This is a genomic window from Pectinatus haikarae, from assembly GCF_015732185.1.
In the GTDB taxonomy this organism is placed as follows: domain Bacteria; phylum Bacillota; class Negativicutes; order Selenomonadales; family Selenomonadaceae; genus Pectinatus; species Pectinatus haikarae.
Genome location: NZ_WIQM01000011.1, coordinates 19,663 through 33,747 on the forward strand (window position 1 = coordinate 19,663; position 14,085 = coordinate 33,747).

Below are 14,085 nucleotides of genomic sequence, written 5' to 3' on the forward strand. Positions count from 1 at the left end.
AATGCTAATGATCAATAATTAATGGTATAATAAAAACAGCCATTGCGTTCTGGCAATGGCTGTTTTTTAAATGGAGGCCGAAGATGAAAGTAAAGCTCATAAAATATACATCTGAACCGGAACGGACAGTGGCGATGGCGGCGCGATTGTGTTATTCACCGGTGGGAGCCGAAGAGCTGGCAGAAAAGATGAGTGATGGACAGGTCGAAAAGCTTGTAAAAAAAATAGTGAAAATGGGGCATGCATCAACTCTGGAACATGTTAGTTTTACCTTTGCAATCGAAGGAATATCGCGTGTTCTGACTCATCAGCTTGTGAGACATCGCATTGCCTCATATTCACAGCAGTCTCAACGCTATGTTGCTGAACATGATTTTGAATATATACTGCCTCCGTCTATCCAAAAAAATGAAACGGCAGCAAAAAAATTTACTGATCTGATGCAAAAAATAAGGACAGCGTATGATGAATTAACACAAATGGGCATACCGAAAGAGGACGCCCGCTATGTTTTGGCGAATGCCGCAGAAACTAAGATAGTAGTTACTTTCAATGCAAGATCGCTGCAGCATTTTTTTTCTTTGCGCTGCTGTCATCGTGCTCAGTGGGAGATAAGAGCTATGGCCTATATGATGTTGAAAGAGGTAAAGAATGCGGCGCCTCTGCTTTTTAAAAATGCAGGGGCCTCGTGTGTTGCTACAGGAGTGTGCCCGGAGGGCGATATGACCTGTGGTATGTTTGACGAAATGATAAAATTACGTGAAGAATAATGAATGGAGAAAAAGATGCCTTTTAATAAAAAAAACTCATCGAGTATAAAAAAGAAAAGCACAGGATCTGCAGAGTCTTTTGGCAGAAGAAAAAATACTAAAACTAAGGACCGGGAGGAAAGAAAATTCACTGGCAGGACCGCTAAATTCAGAGATGCTCAAAAAACGGCAGAAGCTTCTGAACAGACACAAGAAATTTCTCCGGATATAATTGCCGGGCGTAATGCCGTAAGAGAGGCTTTGAAAAGCGGCAGACATATTAATAAAATACTGACGGCAGAAAATGCGCATGGCGGTTCAATGCAGGAAATAATATCAATGGCGAGAAATTCCAGAGTTATTATTCATACTGTCAGCCAAAATAAACTTGATGCTCTTTCAGGGGCAGAACATAACCAGGGTATAATTGCATATACGCCGCCTGTTGATTATGCTGAACTTGATGATGTTCTTGCCGGAATTGCCGAAAAAAATGAAGTACCGTTTTTAGTTTTGCTTGATGAATTGGAAGATCCTCATAATTTAGGTGCTGTGCTTAGAACGGCGGATGCTGCCGGTGCACACGGAGTCATAATTTCAAAACGGCGCAGCTGTCCTCTTTCATCCACCGTTGCCAAAGTATCGGCAGGCGCCATAGAATATGTGCCGGTCGTCAGAGTGAACAATATTGCCCAGACTATTGCTGAGCTTAAGACTAAGGGGTTTTGGGTAGCCGGGGCTGATGCTTCGGGTGAGACTTTCTTTTATGATGCCAATCTGACAGGACCATTACTTATTGTAGTTGGCAGTGAAGGAAAAGGAATAGGCCAGCTTGTGCGACAATCTTGTGATTTCTTGGTAAAGATACCCATGAGGGGAAAAATAAATTCGCTCAATGCTTCTAACGCGGCGGCCATACTCATGTATGAGGTCTTGAAGCAGCGTATGAAATAAGAAGGAGAATTTGGTATGAACGTCAAAATGTGCGCACATCTTATTGTCGATGGATATAATGTTATAAATTGCTGGCCGGAGCTGCTGAAGAAGAGCAATGATTTAGAACATGCCCGTGATAAGCTTATTCATATGCTAGTGGAATATGGTGCTTATGAAAAATATGATGTTACAGTTGTGTTTGATGCTTTATATACATCTTCAGTGCAATCATTTGAGCAAATGAATGATCATTTTGAAATTGTTTATACCAAAAAGAATGAAACGGCGGACAGTTACATTGAAAGATTGGCATACGAGCTGGTTCATGAAGGCAGAGATGTATTTGTAGCTACATCTGATGGTGCGGAACAGAACGCCGTTTTGGGTGCAGGGGCATATCGTATGACTGTAAAGGAATTGAGCAAAGCAATCACTGGAGTCAGAAAAAAATTGCGTAATCGTTGTTCAAGCAGTAAACTGACTTCTGCTGCGAGAAATGAGATCGCAGATAGAATTGAACCTGCTGTATTGAAACAACTTGATATAATGCGTAAAAAACATTATGATCGGTAAATATCTTTTTATCCAGTTTCAGCTTTTATTTCGGGCAGAGCACGAAGCTTATTGTCTGCAGATTTCAGCAATAGAAGAATGTTGTCTGCTGAAAAATCCGTGAATATTATTTGATTGTGCGTAGCTAAAGTACATCATGGTACTTTTTGCAGGATTTTTATTTTGCATCTAAATGTTCGGCGGCGCGGTTTACATTTATAATGTCTGGTGTTATAATAAAAATATCAACTTCAGCATGTATTTTAGAGAGTGGGTGCAAACCCACTCTTTAGTATTATAGGCGTTATTATTTTAGGAGGAACAATGGCCGGACGAATTGAGATTGAAGCGGAAAAACTGGTGTTAAATTTGCTTGCGGGTACTGAATACGAATTGGTTGATCTTGAATATGTAAAGGAACGGGATTGGTATCTGCGTATTTTTATAGATAAAAAAGACGGTGTTGATCTTGATGATTGTCAGGGAGTAAGCCGTATGATTGATGACGAATTGGAAAAGAGCGGTTTATTGAAGGAAAGCTATATATTGGAAGTTTCTTCACCAGGGATTGACAGGCCGTTAAAGAAGGATAGAGATTTTGAACGGGAAATGGGAAAACAGGTTGATGTGACAGCCTATAAAAAGATAAATGGAGCAAGGGAAATTATCGGCAGACTCAGTGCTTTTTCTGCCGATGCTATAACTCTTGATGATTCGCTGATAATACCTCGTGCACAGATAGCATCAGTGCGGTTGCATATTGAGTTTTAATATAATTTAGGAGGATATAGATTTGGCTACCAAGAATAAAGGCTTTTTAGAAGCCTTTCGTGAAGTTGGCAAAGAAAAAGGTATAGCATTAGAAGTCCTATTTGATGCTATTGAAGCAGCACTGATTTCCGCATATAAAAGAAATTTTAATTCAGCGCAGAATGTGAGGGTTTCGCTTGATCGCACCACAGGTGAATTTCATGTATACGCCATAAAGAATGTTGAGAGTGAAGTAAAAAATGATATCACTGATATTTCTCTGGAAGCAGCTCAAAAAATACATCCTGATTATCAGGTGGGAGATGTGATCGAAGAGGAAATCACGCCTGCCAACTTTGGACGTATTGCTGCTCAAACGGCTAAACAAGTGGTTGTACAGAGAATACGTGAAGCTGAAAGAGGTATCATTTACGAAGAATATTCCAATCGTTCTAATGATATTTTAACCGGCATAGTGCAGCGTGTTGAAGGTAAAAATGTGGTTGTTGATCTGGGCCGTACGGAAGCTATGCTTACACCTGCGGAAAAAATTTCATCGGAACATTATACACCTAATGGACGTATGAAATTTTATGTAGTAGAAGTCAAAAAAACCACAAAGGGGCCGCAGGTACTATTATCACGCACACATCCGGGGCTTTTAAAAAGACTTTTTGAATTGGAAGTGCCCGAAATAAGCGATGGTACTGTGGAAATAAAGTCTGTGGCAAGAGAGCCTGGAATGCGTTCTAAAATTGCTGTTTATTCAAAAGATGAGAACGTTGATCCGGTAGGATCATGTGTAGGACAAAAGGGACTTCGGGTACAGGCTGTCGTTGACGAATTGCACGGTGAAAAAATAGATATTGTTAAGTGGAATCAAGATCCGGCAAAATATATTGCAAATTCTTTAAGTCCTGCCAAAGTTATTTCTGTAGCAATAAAAGAAAATGAAAAAATATCAAAAGTGATTGTGCCGGATTATCAACTATCTCTGGCAATTGGCAAGGAAGGTCAAAATGCACGGCTGGCTGCGAAATTAACAGGCTGGAAAATAGATATCAAGAGTGAATCGCAGGCAGTTGAAGGCGGTCTTGCTGAAGGAATGGAAATAGTCACGGTGACAGGTGAAGACTCTTTTTCAGTGGATTGAGGTAAAGGGGCAGATTTATGACTGGCAAAAAAAAATTACCGGAACGTATGTGTGTTGGCTGCCAGCGAATTCGCAGCAAAAAAGATATGATAAGAGTAGTCAAAAACCCGGAAGGTGATTTTTCCATTGACCGTACAGGAAAAAAATCAGGCCGCGGAGCATATATATGTGCTGATATTCAATGTTTGGAAGCGGCTATAAAAGGACATCGTTTGGAAAAATCATTTAAAAGTCCGATAGACGCTGATATATATGAAAAATTAAGGACAGGATTTTTTGACACAAATGAAGGATAATATGCTGCAAAATTTGCTTAATTTATTAAGTATGGCATCACGTGCCAATAAGATAATCTCTGGAGATTTTGCTATAGGCAAGGCAGCGGCAGGCGGAAAAGTCAGACTGCTGCTGGTTGCCGGAGATACGGCGCAAAATACCAGTTTAGAATATAAAGAAATTGCATCTAAATATAGTATCCCGCTTATTTTTTTGACTACGACTAAGACCGATTTGGGACATTGTATCGGTAAAAATGAGCGAGCTGCGGTTGCTGTTTGCGATGAAGGTTTTATGAAAGCTGTGACTAAAATATTAAAATGACATCAAATAATGGGGGTGGATCGATGTCCAAATACAGAATATATGACCTGGCAAAAGAATTTGAAACTGACAGTAAGACAGTTTTGAATATGTTAAAAGTCCATAATGTAATAGTAAAAAGCCATGCTAGTACAGTGGGTGATGACGAACGAAAAATTATAGAAAAAAGTTTTCTGCGAAAGAAAAATATAATTGAGAAAAAAATTGAATCTGTGCGGGAGAATATATCAATAAAAGATAATCGGCAGAAAAATATAAAAAAAATTGATAATGACAGGTCTGATAATATAAATAATATTAATGAAAACCTCGCTTTGAAAAAGCAGGGTTATGAAAAAAAACAAGTATATAAAGGTAATGATAATATAAAAACTACAATACAAAAAACAGCAGACAGCAATGTATACAGTAATGAAAGTGCAAAGGTACCTATTGAGAGAACACATAAAAATCAGCAGGCGTCTGAACATGACAGTCAAAGAAATCTGATGCACGCCAGTCAGGCCGCTGCTATTAATAGCAATGACCATAAACCAGTTGACAGAGGAGATAACCGAACAGCTGCTGGTAACAGATCTGGACAAGGCAATGGGAGTGGTATGGGCCAAAATAGCAGACCAGGGCAGAGTGACAGTGCTGGGCGCAACAGCAGACCGGGACAAAATAATAGTACCAGTCAAAATAATAGACCTGGTCAGAACAACAGTGTCGGTCGCAGCAGACCAGCACAAAATAATAGTACTAGTCAAAACAGATCTGGTCAGAATAATAGTGCTGGTCGCAGCAGACCGGGACAAAATAATAGTACTAGTCAAAACAGACCCGGTCAGAGTAATAATGCTGGCCGCAACAGCAGACCGGGACAAAATAATAGTACCAGTCAAAATAGCAGACCAGGGCAGAACAACAGTGTCGGTCGCAGCAGACCAGGACAAAATACTACTACTGGACAAAATAGACCCGGTCAGAATAACAGTGCTGGTAGAAACAACAGACCAGGACAAAATAATAGTACTGGTCAAAATAGCAGTACTGGACAAAATAATAGACCCGGACAAAATAATAATGCAGGTCAAAATAATAGATATGGCAGCAGTCAAAATATAGGATCAAATAGAAACAGCAGAAAAAATTGGAGAAATAATAGAAATAACAGAAATCATCCTATACAGCAGAAACAGGAAATAGTGAGACCTAAGGTAATAAAAGTAGGAGAAACTATTTCTGTAAAAGAGTTGGCCAGTAAAATGACTTATACGGTCACCGATGTTATAAAGAAGCTTATGATGCTGGGAATAATGACAACTATCAATCAAGAAATAGATTTTGATACAGCTGTACTGGTCGCTGCAGAATTCAGCATAAACGTTGAAGAACTGCCGCCGGAAGTGGACTTGACGGAGATTCCCGAAGTTGAAGATGCAGAAAAAGATTTGTTGCCGCGTCCTCCTGTAGTTACGGTTATGGGACATGTTGACCATGGTAAGACATCTTTGCTCGATGTGATAAGAAAAACGTCTGTAACTTCGAGTGAAGCTGGCGGGATAACGCAGCACATCGGAGCTTATCAGGTTATGTGCAAGGATAAAAAAATTGTATTTCTTGATACACCAGGACATGAGGCTTTCACGGCAATGCGTGCGCGCGGAGCACAGGTTACAGATATAGCGATCCTTGTTGTGGCTGCCGACGACGGCGTTATGCCGCAGACATTGGAAGCTATAAATCATGCTAAGGCAGCCAAAGTTCCTATTGTAGTGGCAATAAATAAAATTGATAAACCGGGAGCAAATCCGGAACATGTTAAGCAGCAGCTCGCAGAGCATGAACTTGTTGCTGAAGACTGGGGTGGGGATATTATAATGGTTCCCGTCTCAGCTAAGAAAAAGATGGGTATAAATGATCTTCTGGAGATGATTTTACTAGTTGCGGAAATGCAGGAGCTGAAAGCAAATCCAAACAGAGAAGCCCGTGGTATAATCATAGAAGCTCAGCTTGATAAAGGCCGCGGTCCCGTAGCTACAGTGCTTGTTCAAAGCGGCACACTGCATGTAGGAGATTCTATTATTGCAGGTACTGCCTTTGGTAAAGTCCGTGCCATGATCAATGATCGCGGTGAAAAAGTGAAGAAGGCTGGACCATCTGTTCCAGTTGAGGTCTTGGGCTTGTCAGATGTACCTGCTGCCGGTGATGAAATGGCTGTTTTGGAAGAACATATGGTACGTACAATAGCGGAAAAGCGTATTGGCAAACAACGTACAGAACTTATCAATAATAAGAAAGTATCACTTGATGATTTATTCCAACAGATAAATGAAGGAAACATAAAGGATCTTAATATATTATTGAAGGCTGATGTGCAAGGGTCTCTGGAAGCATTGAAGACTTCGTTGCTTGGTCTTAATAAAAGTGATGAAGTGCGAGTGAGTATAATTCACTCAGGTGTTGGCGCAGTGAATGAATCAGATGTTATGCTGGCGTCTGCGGCAAATGCTCTGATCCTTGCTTTCAATGTGCGGCCGGATGGCAATGCAAGGAAACTTGCCGATACTGAAAGTATAGATATTCGTACTTATCGGGTAATATATGAAGCAATAAACGATATCGAAGCTGCCATGAAGGGTATGCTTGCACCGAAATATAAAGAAATTATTCAGGGAAAAGTAGAAATACGCCAAGTGATGAAATTCTCCAAGGCTCTCGTGGCAGGTTCCTACGTCCTTGAAGGGAAAATTTTTAACACATCGAAAATACGTATTCTTCGCGATAATGTGGTCGTGCATGAAGGACAGATTGAGTCGTTGCGCCGATTTAAAGATGATGTAAAAGAAGTGGCTGCGGGATATGAATGCGGTATAACTATCGAAAACTATCGTGACTTTAGAGAAAAAGATATAATCGAAGCTTACAGCATGGAAGAAATAGCTCCGCAGAGCTTATAAGAGCTGATACAGAAGGTTGTGAAAAAATGGGCGTTCGTGTTGAGAAGATACAAGAACAGATAAAACAGGAAGTCAGCGATATAATATTGAGAGGTCTTAAGGATCCGCGGATCGGTTTTGTCACAATCACGAAAGTAGATGTGTCAAGCGATCTGAAAAATGCCCGGATATATGTAAGCATTCTTGGCAGCCAGGAACAATTTAAGGGAACATGGGAAGGTTTAAAACATTCGACAGGTTATATCAGACAGGAACTTGCCAAGCGCATAAGAATAAAGTTTATTCCAGAGATAGCTTTTTATCCCGATACCAGTATTCAATATAGTGCTCATATTCAAGAGCTTATTAATAAGATACACAATGCAGGAGAAGGGAAATCTGAGAATGGAAATAACGATCAGTGAAGCCGCGGCAAAGATAAAAAAGGCAAACAGCATAATAATAGCACCGCATGTGAACCCTGATTGTGACGGACTTGGCTCTACACTTGGTCTCTATCATGCGCTGACTAAAAAAGGCCATAAAGTACGAATTTTCGTAGATGATGATATACCTGAAGCATACCATTTTCTGCCTGGATGGGAACTTTTTAAAAAACCTGATCAGAAAATAACCGGTGCAGATTTATTTATAGTTCTTGATGCTGAACCGGAACGTACGGGACGTGTAAATAAAATCACAGATGCACCTATTCTCAATTTTGACCATCATCGTTCAAACACAAGAACCGCCGATTTTTTATATTTAGCTCCATACAGGGCAGCAACAGGAGAAATTATTTATGAATTATTGGCAGAACTCGGCATAGAATTTGATTATAAGATGGCGGTGTCCGTTTATGCTGCTATAGCCACAGATTGCGGGTTCTTCCGTTATTCTAATACTACAGAATTTACGATGAAGGCTGCGGGAGATCTCCTTGGCTATGGCGTCCGCCCGAACATTATATCAGAAGCTTTGGAACAAAGAAAATATGCTGATGTAAAGGCGATTGCAGACGTTATTAATACAATAGAATTGTATAACGAAGGGAAAATAGCAGTAGCCGGCGCTGATAAAGATATTGTGGAAAAATGCAGCAGTACAGAAGGTTTTGTGGATCTTGTTCGTGTTATAGAAGGTGTTGATGTAGCTGTGCTGATAAAATATGCCGCTGATAATGTGACGCGTATAAGCATGCGATCAAAAAAAACCGATGTTGCTGCAGTAGCTGAAAAGCTGGGCGGAGGCGGTCATGTGAGAGCTTCCGGCTGTAATCTGGAGATGTCTTTTCACGAAGCAAGAAAAAAGGTTATTCAAGCATTGACCAGGGAAATGGCAGGGCAGGAAAATGCCGATTAACGGATTTGTGAATGTGCTTAAGCCTCCGGGGATGACATCACACGATGTAATAAGCTGCATGCGTCGTATTTATAGAACAAAAAAAATTGGTCATGCAGGTACGCTTGATCCGGCAGCGGCCGGAGTTCTGCCGGTTGCTGTCGGTCATGCCACACGCCTTTTGGAATATATGGCCGATACAGATAAAAGCTACAGAGCTGAAGTAGTGCTGGGAATAGGGACCGATACTGATGACGATACAGGCAGTATTCTCAGGCAGGAAAATTTCATTATGCCTGAGACAGCTTTGCTGAAGACTGTTTTGAAAAGCTTTTGCGGTGAGATAATGCAGGTCCCTCCGGCATATTCGGCTATTAAAATAAATGGACAAAAAGCGTATGAACTTGCGCGTCAAAATATAGAAGTGAAAATTGCGCCGCGTCGTATAAATATATATGGCATTGAACTTTTGGGATGTATGGAAAATGGATTTTCTATGGATGTGGATTGTTCCAAGGGAACATACATACGCTCTTTGTGCGCTGATATAGGCAAAGCCCTGAATATACCGGCTGTTATGGGATTTCTTCTGCGCACCAGGGCAGGAGCTTTTAGGCTTGCTGAAGCGAATACGCTTGAGGAGCTTTCTCAAGATCCGGCTGCCTTTGTACAGGGAATGGATATATTGCGGGGAACGATGGAAACCTGCGATATAAATGATGAAATGCTTGCTGATTTTTACCAGGGGCGGAAAATAGAATATAATGGTGAAATCAATGACGGTACGGCTCTGCTGATATATTGCGGTGATATATTCGCCGGCATAGGAAAAGTAAGCGATGGTGGAGCGGCTATAGCACCCCATAAGGTATTTAACAATAAATAAAAAGCTCGGCATTTTTGCCGAGCTTTTTATTTATTATTGCTGGTGAGCCGCATTATATTGTCAAAAATTTCTTCACAGGAGCATTTATCCTTTGTTAAAATAATTGTGTTATATAAATTAGGATCAGGAGCCCATTTAGCTATGTGTGCTCTGTCGAAGACGTAAAAAAGAGATAGGACAGGAATGCCGAGTGCCAATCCTAAATGCATGGTACCGGTATCAACACTTATAAGTCCCATACTCAGTTTTAAAACGGCAGCTAAGAGCGGGATAGATGTTCTGTTGGTCAAATCAATATATTTGTCGGTATAGCGCAGTAATTGGCTGCTGTAATCAGCAGCACGTGAGCCGGCTCCTAAAAATAATATCCGATAGCCGGCGGCATGCAATTTTTCAACGAGTGCCGCGCAGATCTGTACAGGCATATCTTTTTCAGTTCTTTTTGAAACGGTGCACAGGCAGATGTATTTTTTTGCAGCAGGAGATATAGAAAACTGCTGTAAAAGCGAAAATGCCTCCCGAAAAACTTGCTGTGGCGGTTTATACAGCATAGGTATATTTTTCAAAGGCAAGTCTGTATATTGCTCAAGTAAAACAGTGTTGCGTTCCTGGACACGCTGCAGGCCGTGATAATCAATTTTCTTGTTGGATAGGAAAATACGGAGCGGCCCATTGTTTTCTGCATACACTTTTTTTGCACCTAAAAGACGTGATAAAATTATACCGCGTTCATTACCGTAGATAACAAATGCGGCATTAAATCCTTCTGCAAAAAAAGTTTTGTATTCGTAATAGAATTTCAAGGCACCGGACACGCCGCGATGTTTTCCTTTTTTGTCATAAATAATAACTTTATCCACACCATCAAGATATAAGGCAGCATCCGCAAATGGTTTATTAGTGATAAATGTTATATGGCTGCGTGGGAAAATATTTTTTATATTGCGGCACAAGGGACTTGTTAACAATATATCACCAAAAAAGGATGTGTTGATAATTAGAAATTTTTCCATATGAAAATGTATTATCTCCTTAATTTTTTATATAGATATTTGCAATACCATTTCAGAGAATTGACCTTTTGACCTGAATAAAGCAAAGCTTTTGCATAAACTTTCATTTCTTTATAATTCAAGGGCATCTGCAAAGGCATATCAGCCCAGGGCGTTTCTTTTTCATATTGAGCATAAAGATCTTTACGAAAGACAGTGCTTGCTCTGCTTATAGGCCAGGCAATATTCCATGGTTTTGGATGTGCCGCAAAATGCAGAAAAACAATTTTTTCCTTGTCTTCGGCAAAACTGTCAATACAGTTATATCTTTTCGGCAAATAGATAATTTTGTTGTGCAAGGCTATGTTCAGAGCATCCTGGTCAAGATAGCGGAATCTGACCGGATCATTTTTAAATAATGCGAGGACCTTATCCATCACATGAAAAGAATTCCATTCTTTTATATTTATGATCAACATACCTGCGTTAAAATATGTATGTTCTTTTAAGGATAAAGCGCTGCAGCGTTTTTTGTTCATCCATTCCAAATCAGGTACGGCTGCAGCAATTGCATTCTCCAGATTGCAGCTGAAGATATATTCTATTGAACTGAGGCATATTATATCGGCATCAAGGTAACAGACACGTTCTTCTTCGTTTAAGATGGAAGGAAGTATAAAGCGAAAATATGTCGAAACCGGTAAATGAACAAAAGTAGGCAGCGTGTTGAAAAAAGAGGTGTCTATCTCGTAGAGTACAATATCGGTCTGTATAAGTTCTGCCAGGTTTCTCAGCTTTTTTTTATTATCAGCGGAAAGTGTTGATGTCAGAATGTGAAAACGAAGATGCAGATTAGGATTGTGGCGGCATATAGAAAGTACTGAAGCGGCTGTGCAGCGCATATAGTTATCATCTATACCATAACCGATATGGACAATATTTTCTTTGCTTTTGCTGAACAAGTGATCATATTTGTTGCATAGGGTATCTGTAAGCATGATTATTCCTGCCTTTTCATATCTTCTTGCGTAATTTCCAAAGACCATACAGGCAAGACCATTTCAGCCAGCCTTTGAAATTTCCCGTTTTTTTCATCGTTCTGGCCATGAATTTCGCCTGTTTGTACGTATTGGGATTTTGTATTGATACGGCTTTCCACGGAGACATCATTTGATATTTTATCCATAAGGATGTCAAGAAATGGAACTGTCCCCAGCTTTGCCAGGGTTTGACGCTTCCGGAGTAGTGGAGAAAAACGGTATCATCCGCCGGGTTTTCATTCATATCCGCAAGGTGGTAGATCATGTTATAACAGTGCGGAAGAAATAATATCTTATCGGCCAAAAGCATATTTAAGACATCCTGATCATAAAATTTAAAATTACTTTTTTGTTGCAGCATTGTAATAGATTGTTCAGAAATATGATTTTTATTCCATTCATCTACATTGATCAGCATCATACCGGAGTTAAAATATTTTTCTCCGGTAAAGCCGAGATTTTTTTTTGCATAACCAGTCATAAAATCATAATCGGCAGCAACTGCTGAAACCACACCGTCAAGATCAATTTGGAAAAGCTTCTTTAACGGTTGCAGACAAAGAATGTCAGAATCAAGATATAAACACTTGTCCGTTTTGTTCTGTAATTCACCGCAAATTATGAAACGATAGTAAATTGCTTTTGACCAGGTGAATAAGATAGGGAGATGGCTGAATTTATCTCCATCAATGTAATATATATAAACTGCAACAGTTTTATATTCCTGACCCAGTAGAGCAAGACAATTTATATCGGCACTGTTCAGCTTGTCGGTAAATATATGAAAGACTATATTTGTGCCGGGGTTGTTCTTCACAATAGACGTCATCAATACACCCATGCCGAGTGCAAATTCTGCATCTATACCAAAAGCGATATTCATGCCGGTTCTTATAGATACATCATTGGCTATATTTTTTTTTGCTTTGATAATATTGCTGAAAAAATCCATAATTTATTCCTTTGTCTTAAATTGTAAATACACAGAGCAGTATAATCAGGGTGAACTTGTGCTTTATTTTGCTTTACGTTAAAATAGTTAAAGAGGTGAATTATGAAGAATTTATTTATAGTAAATACGCCATTTCATTTGCTGACATCATTTATTTTGAGCAGGAGCATTTTTGCCGCTGATGATAATTATTTGGCACTTATTCATCCGCATGGTTATTCTAAATGGGCAGAGAACCCCTTGATGGCATATATGGCATCAGACAAGAGCGGATATGTGAAAGTATTTTATTTATTAAACTGGCTTTCACATAAAAATAAAGAAAAGAGTTATAAAAAACAAGCTGATGAAGTAAAAAACAGCATCGGTAAAATTGGCATAGAAAGAGCTTTCCTTGGCAGCGATATTGATCCGCAAAATCAATTACTGGTAGCGGCATTGGGAATGAAAGATTTTTATCGCTATGAAGACGGGCTTTTTTCCTATTATAATGAAGATCGCCGCAGACCTAAAACACATGAAATTTTTCATAAATTTAAAATATGGCTCTTAAAAAAATCAGCTGGCATAAAAAGCGATATGTATATTAATACAGCAACAGCAGGAGACAGTCATGCCGGTGTTGTAGATTATATGTACGCACCGGAGCTTCTCGGACGTTATTCACCCAAGACAGTAAAAATAACCGAGAATATGATACATACTGCTATAGCAGATCTAAAAATGCATGATCTTTTGCAGGAAACTTTTACAGCAAAATGTGTATTGTTTTTGAGCCAGCCGCTGGTTGAAAAAAAATGGTACACAATAGAGCAGGAATTGACATGTTTAAAAAAATTGATTCAACCATTCGATGATAAGGCAGTGCTTTTGTATAAACCTCATCCCAATGACAGTAAGTATAAGATAGATTATTATCGACAGAATTTTCCTCAGATGCGCATCTATGAGGGGATTGAACCGGCAGAACTGCTTTTCGCCCGCGAAAAAAAGCTCATTGCTGTGGCCAGCTATCAGTCAACTGCCTTAATGTATCCTGCTATGTTTTCCGGCAGGCCGTTCAAATCCATAAGTCTTGCTGATTTCGGGCAAAGCCCTGTTCTGCATGCATATAAAGAGATCATGGAAAAAGCGGGAATATTTTTTCCTCAAACGACAGATGAGCTGGTAAATTATATGCAAAAGTAAATAAATGGAGACTTAATTCAGACGG

The 14,085-nt window shown here is 39.6% G+C and carries 15 protein-coding genes; 12 read left to right on the forward strand and 3 right to left on the reverse strand.

What is annotated here, in order from left to right:
• Positions 1 to 83 precede the first annotated feature (83 nt).
• The 11 genes from thyX to truB all read left to right on the forward strand — a co-directional run bounded on the left by thyX (position 84) and on the right by truB (position 9,888).
• On the forward strand, positions 84 to 770 hold the full coding sequence (gene thyX, locus I6758_RS07755; protein WP_196604642.1) for an FAD-dependent thymidylate synthase: 687 nt from the start codon (positions 84 to 86) through the stop codon (positions 768 to 770).
• Positions 771 to 773: 3 nt separating this feature from the next.
• Entirely contained in the window at positions 774 to 1,703 is a 930-nt protein-coding gene (gene rlmB / locus I6758_RS07760; RefSeq protein WP_231038585.1) for a 23S rRNA (guanosine(2251)-2'-O)-methyltransferase RlmB, read from the forward strand.
• Positions 1,704 to 1,718: 15 nt separating this feature from the next.
• Positions 1,719 to 2,258: an NYN domain-containing protein gene (locus I6758_RS07765; RefSeq protein ID WP_231038586.1), complete on the forward strand. Its 540-nt coding sequence runs from the start codon at positions 1,719 to 1,721 to the stop codon at positions 2,256 to 2,258.
• A gap of 303 nt (positions 2,259 to 2,561) precedes the next feature.
• Complete coding sequence (locus I6758_RS07770; RefSeq protein WP_196604643.1) at positions 2,562 to 3,008, forward strand: ribosome maturation factor RimP; 447 nt, start codon at positions 2,562 to 2,564, stop codon at positions 3,006 to 3,008.
• A 22-nt stretch (positions 3,009 to 3,030) separates the two neighbouring features.
• Complete coding sequence (gene nusA / locus I6758_RS07775; protein WP_196604644.1) at positions 3,031 to 4,140, forward strand: transcription termination factor NusA; 1,110 nt, start codon at positions 3,031 to 3,033, stop codon at positions 4,138 to 4,140.
• A gap of 17 nt (positions 4,141 to 4,157) precedes the next feature.
• A complete protein-coding gene (rnpM, locus tag I6758_RS07780; protein WP_196604645.1) occupies positions 4,158 to 4,436 on the forward strand; it encodes an RNase P modulator RnpM in 279 nt (92 codons plus the stop codon).
• Positions 4,426 to 4,740 carry a L7Ae/L30e/S12e/Gadd45 family ribosomal protein gene (locus tag I6758_RS07785; RefSeq protein WP_196604646.1) on the forward strand — a complete coding sequence of 105 codons (315 nt, stop codon included), beginning with the start codon at positions 4,426 to 4,428 and terminating at the stop codon, positions 4,738 to 4,740. Before rnpM ends, I6758_RS07785 begins: the two co-directional genes overlap by 11 nt.
• Positions 4,741 to 4,763: 23 nt before the next feature.
• Positions 4,764 to 7,682: a translation initiation factor IF-2 gene (gene infB, locus I6758_RS07790; RefSeq protein WP_196604647.1), complete on the forward strand. Its 2,919-nt coding sequence runs from the start codon at positions 4,764 to 4,766 to the stop codon at positions 7,680 to 7,682.
• 26 nt (positions 7,683 to 7,708) lie between these two features.
• Complete coding sequence (gene rbfA / locus I6758_RS07795; RefSeq protein ID WP_196604648.1) at positions 7,709 to 8,086, forward strand: 30S ribosome-binding factor RbfA; 378 nt, start codon at positions 7,709 to 7,711, stop codon at positions 8,084 to 8,086.
• Positions 8,067 to 9,023: a DHH family phosphoesterase gene (locus I6758_RS07800; RefSeq protein WP_196604649.1), complete on the forward strand. Its 957-nt coding sequence runs from the start codon at positions 8,067 to 8,069 to the stop codon at positions 9,021 to 9,023. Before rbfA ends, I6758_RS07800 begins: the two co-directional genes overlap by 20 nt.
• Positions 9,013 to 9,888, forward strand: coding sequence for a tRNA pseudouridine(55) synthase TruB (gene truB / locus I6758_RS07805; RefSeq protein ID WP_196604650.1), 876 nt, complete (start codon positions 9,013 to 9,015; stop codon positions 9,886 to 9,888). Before I6758_RS07800 ends, truB begins: the two co-directional genes overlap by 11 nt.
• Before the next feature lie 26 nt (positions 9,889 to 9,914).
• On the opposite strand, the gene I6758_RS07810 is transcribed toward truB, so the two are convergent.
• From I6758_RS07810 to I6758_RS07820, 3 genes are read right to left on the reverse strand one after another with little or no spacing between them, the layout of a single operon-like run.
• Entirely contained in the window at positions 9,915 to 10,901 is a 987-nt protein-coding gene (locus tag I6758_RS07810) for a glycosyltransferase family 9 protein (protein WP_196604651.1), read from the reverse strand.
• A gap of 11 nt (positions 10,902 to 10,912) precedes the next feature.
• Positions 10,913 to 11,878, reverse strand: a complete 966-nt coding sequence (locus tag I6758_RS07815) for a glycosyltransferase family 8 protein (protein ID WP_196604652.1) — start codon at positions 11,876 to 11,878, stop codon at positions 10,913 to 10,915.
• 16 nt (positions 11,879 to 11,894) lie between these two features.
• Complete coding sequence (locus I6758_RS07820; RefSeq protein ID WP_196604653.1) at positions 11,895 to 12,872, reverse strand: glycosyltransferase family 8 protein; 978 nt, start codon at positions 12,870 to 12,872, stop codon at positions 11,895 to 11,897.
• Positions 12,873 to 12,974: 102 nt separating this feature from the next.
• On the opposite strand from I6758_RS07820, the gene I6758_RS07825 reads away from it, so the two are divergent.
• A complete protein-coding gene (locus tag I6758_RS07825; protein ID WP_196604654.1) occupies positions 12,975 to 14,060 on the forward strand; it encodes a polysialyltransferase family glycosyltransferase in 1,086 nt (361 codons plus the stop codon).
• Positions 14,061 to 14,085 lie beyond the last annotated feature (25 nt).

Coding starts and splice junctions, on each gene's coding strand:
- thyX (WP_196604642.1), top strand. CDS start 84: ATGAAAGTAAAGCTCATAAAATATACATCTGAACCGGAACGGACAGTG.
- rlmB (WP_231038585.1), top strand. CDS start 774: ATGGAGAAAAAGATGCCTTTTAATAAAAAAAACTCATCGAGTATAAAA.
- I6758_RS07765 (WP_231038586.1), top strand. CDS start 1,719: ATGAACGTCAAAATGTGCGCACATCTTATTGTCGATGGATATAATGTT.
- I6758_RS07770 (WP_196604643.1), top strand. CDS start 2,562: ATGGCCGGACGAATTGAGATTGAAGCGGAAAAACTGGTGTTAAATTTG.
- rnpM (WP_196604645.1), top strand. CDS start 4,158: ATGACTGGCAAAAAAAAATTACCGGAACGTATGTGTGTTGGCTGCCAG.
- I6758_RS07785 (WP_196604646.1), top strand. CDS start 4,426: ATGAAGGATAATATGCTGCAAAATTTGCTTAATTTATTAAGTATGGCA.
- infB (WP_196604647.1), top strand. CDS start 4,764: ATGTCCAAATACAGAATATATGACCTGGCAAAAGAATTTGAAACTGAC.
- rbfA (WP_196604648.1), top strand. CDS start 7,709: ATGGGCGTTCGTGTTGAGAAGATACAAGAACAGATAAAACAGGAAGTC.
- I6758_RS07800 (WP_196604649.1), top strand. CDS start 8,067: ATGGAAATAACGATCAGTGAAGCCGCGGCAAAGATAAAAAAGGCAAAC.
- truB (WP_196604650.1), top strand. CDS start 9,013: ATGCCGATTAACGGATTTGTGAATGTGCTTAAGCCTCCGGGGATGACA.
- I6758_RS07810 (WP_196604651.1), bottom strand. CDS start 10,901: ATGGAAAAATTTCTAATTATCAACACATCCTTTTTTGGTGATATATTG.
- I6758_RS07815 (WP_196604652.1), bottom strand. CDS start 11,878: ATGCTTACAGATACCCTATGCAACAAATATGATCACTTGTTCAGCAAA.
- I6758_RS07820 (WP_196604653.1), bottom strand. CDS start 12,872: ATGGATTTTTTCAGCAATATTATCAAAGCAAAAAAAAATATAGCCAAT.
- I6758_RS07825 (WP_196604654.1), top strand. CDS start 12,975: ATGAAGAATTTATTTATAGTAAATACGCCATTTCATTTGCTGACATCA.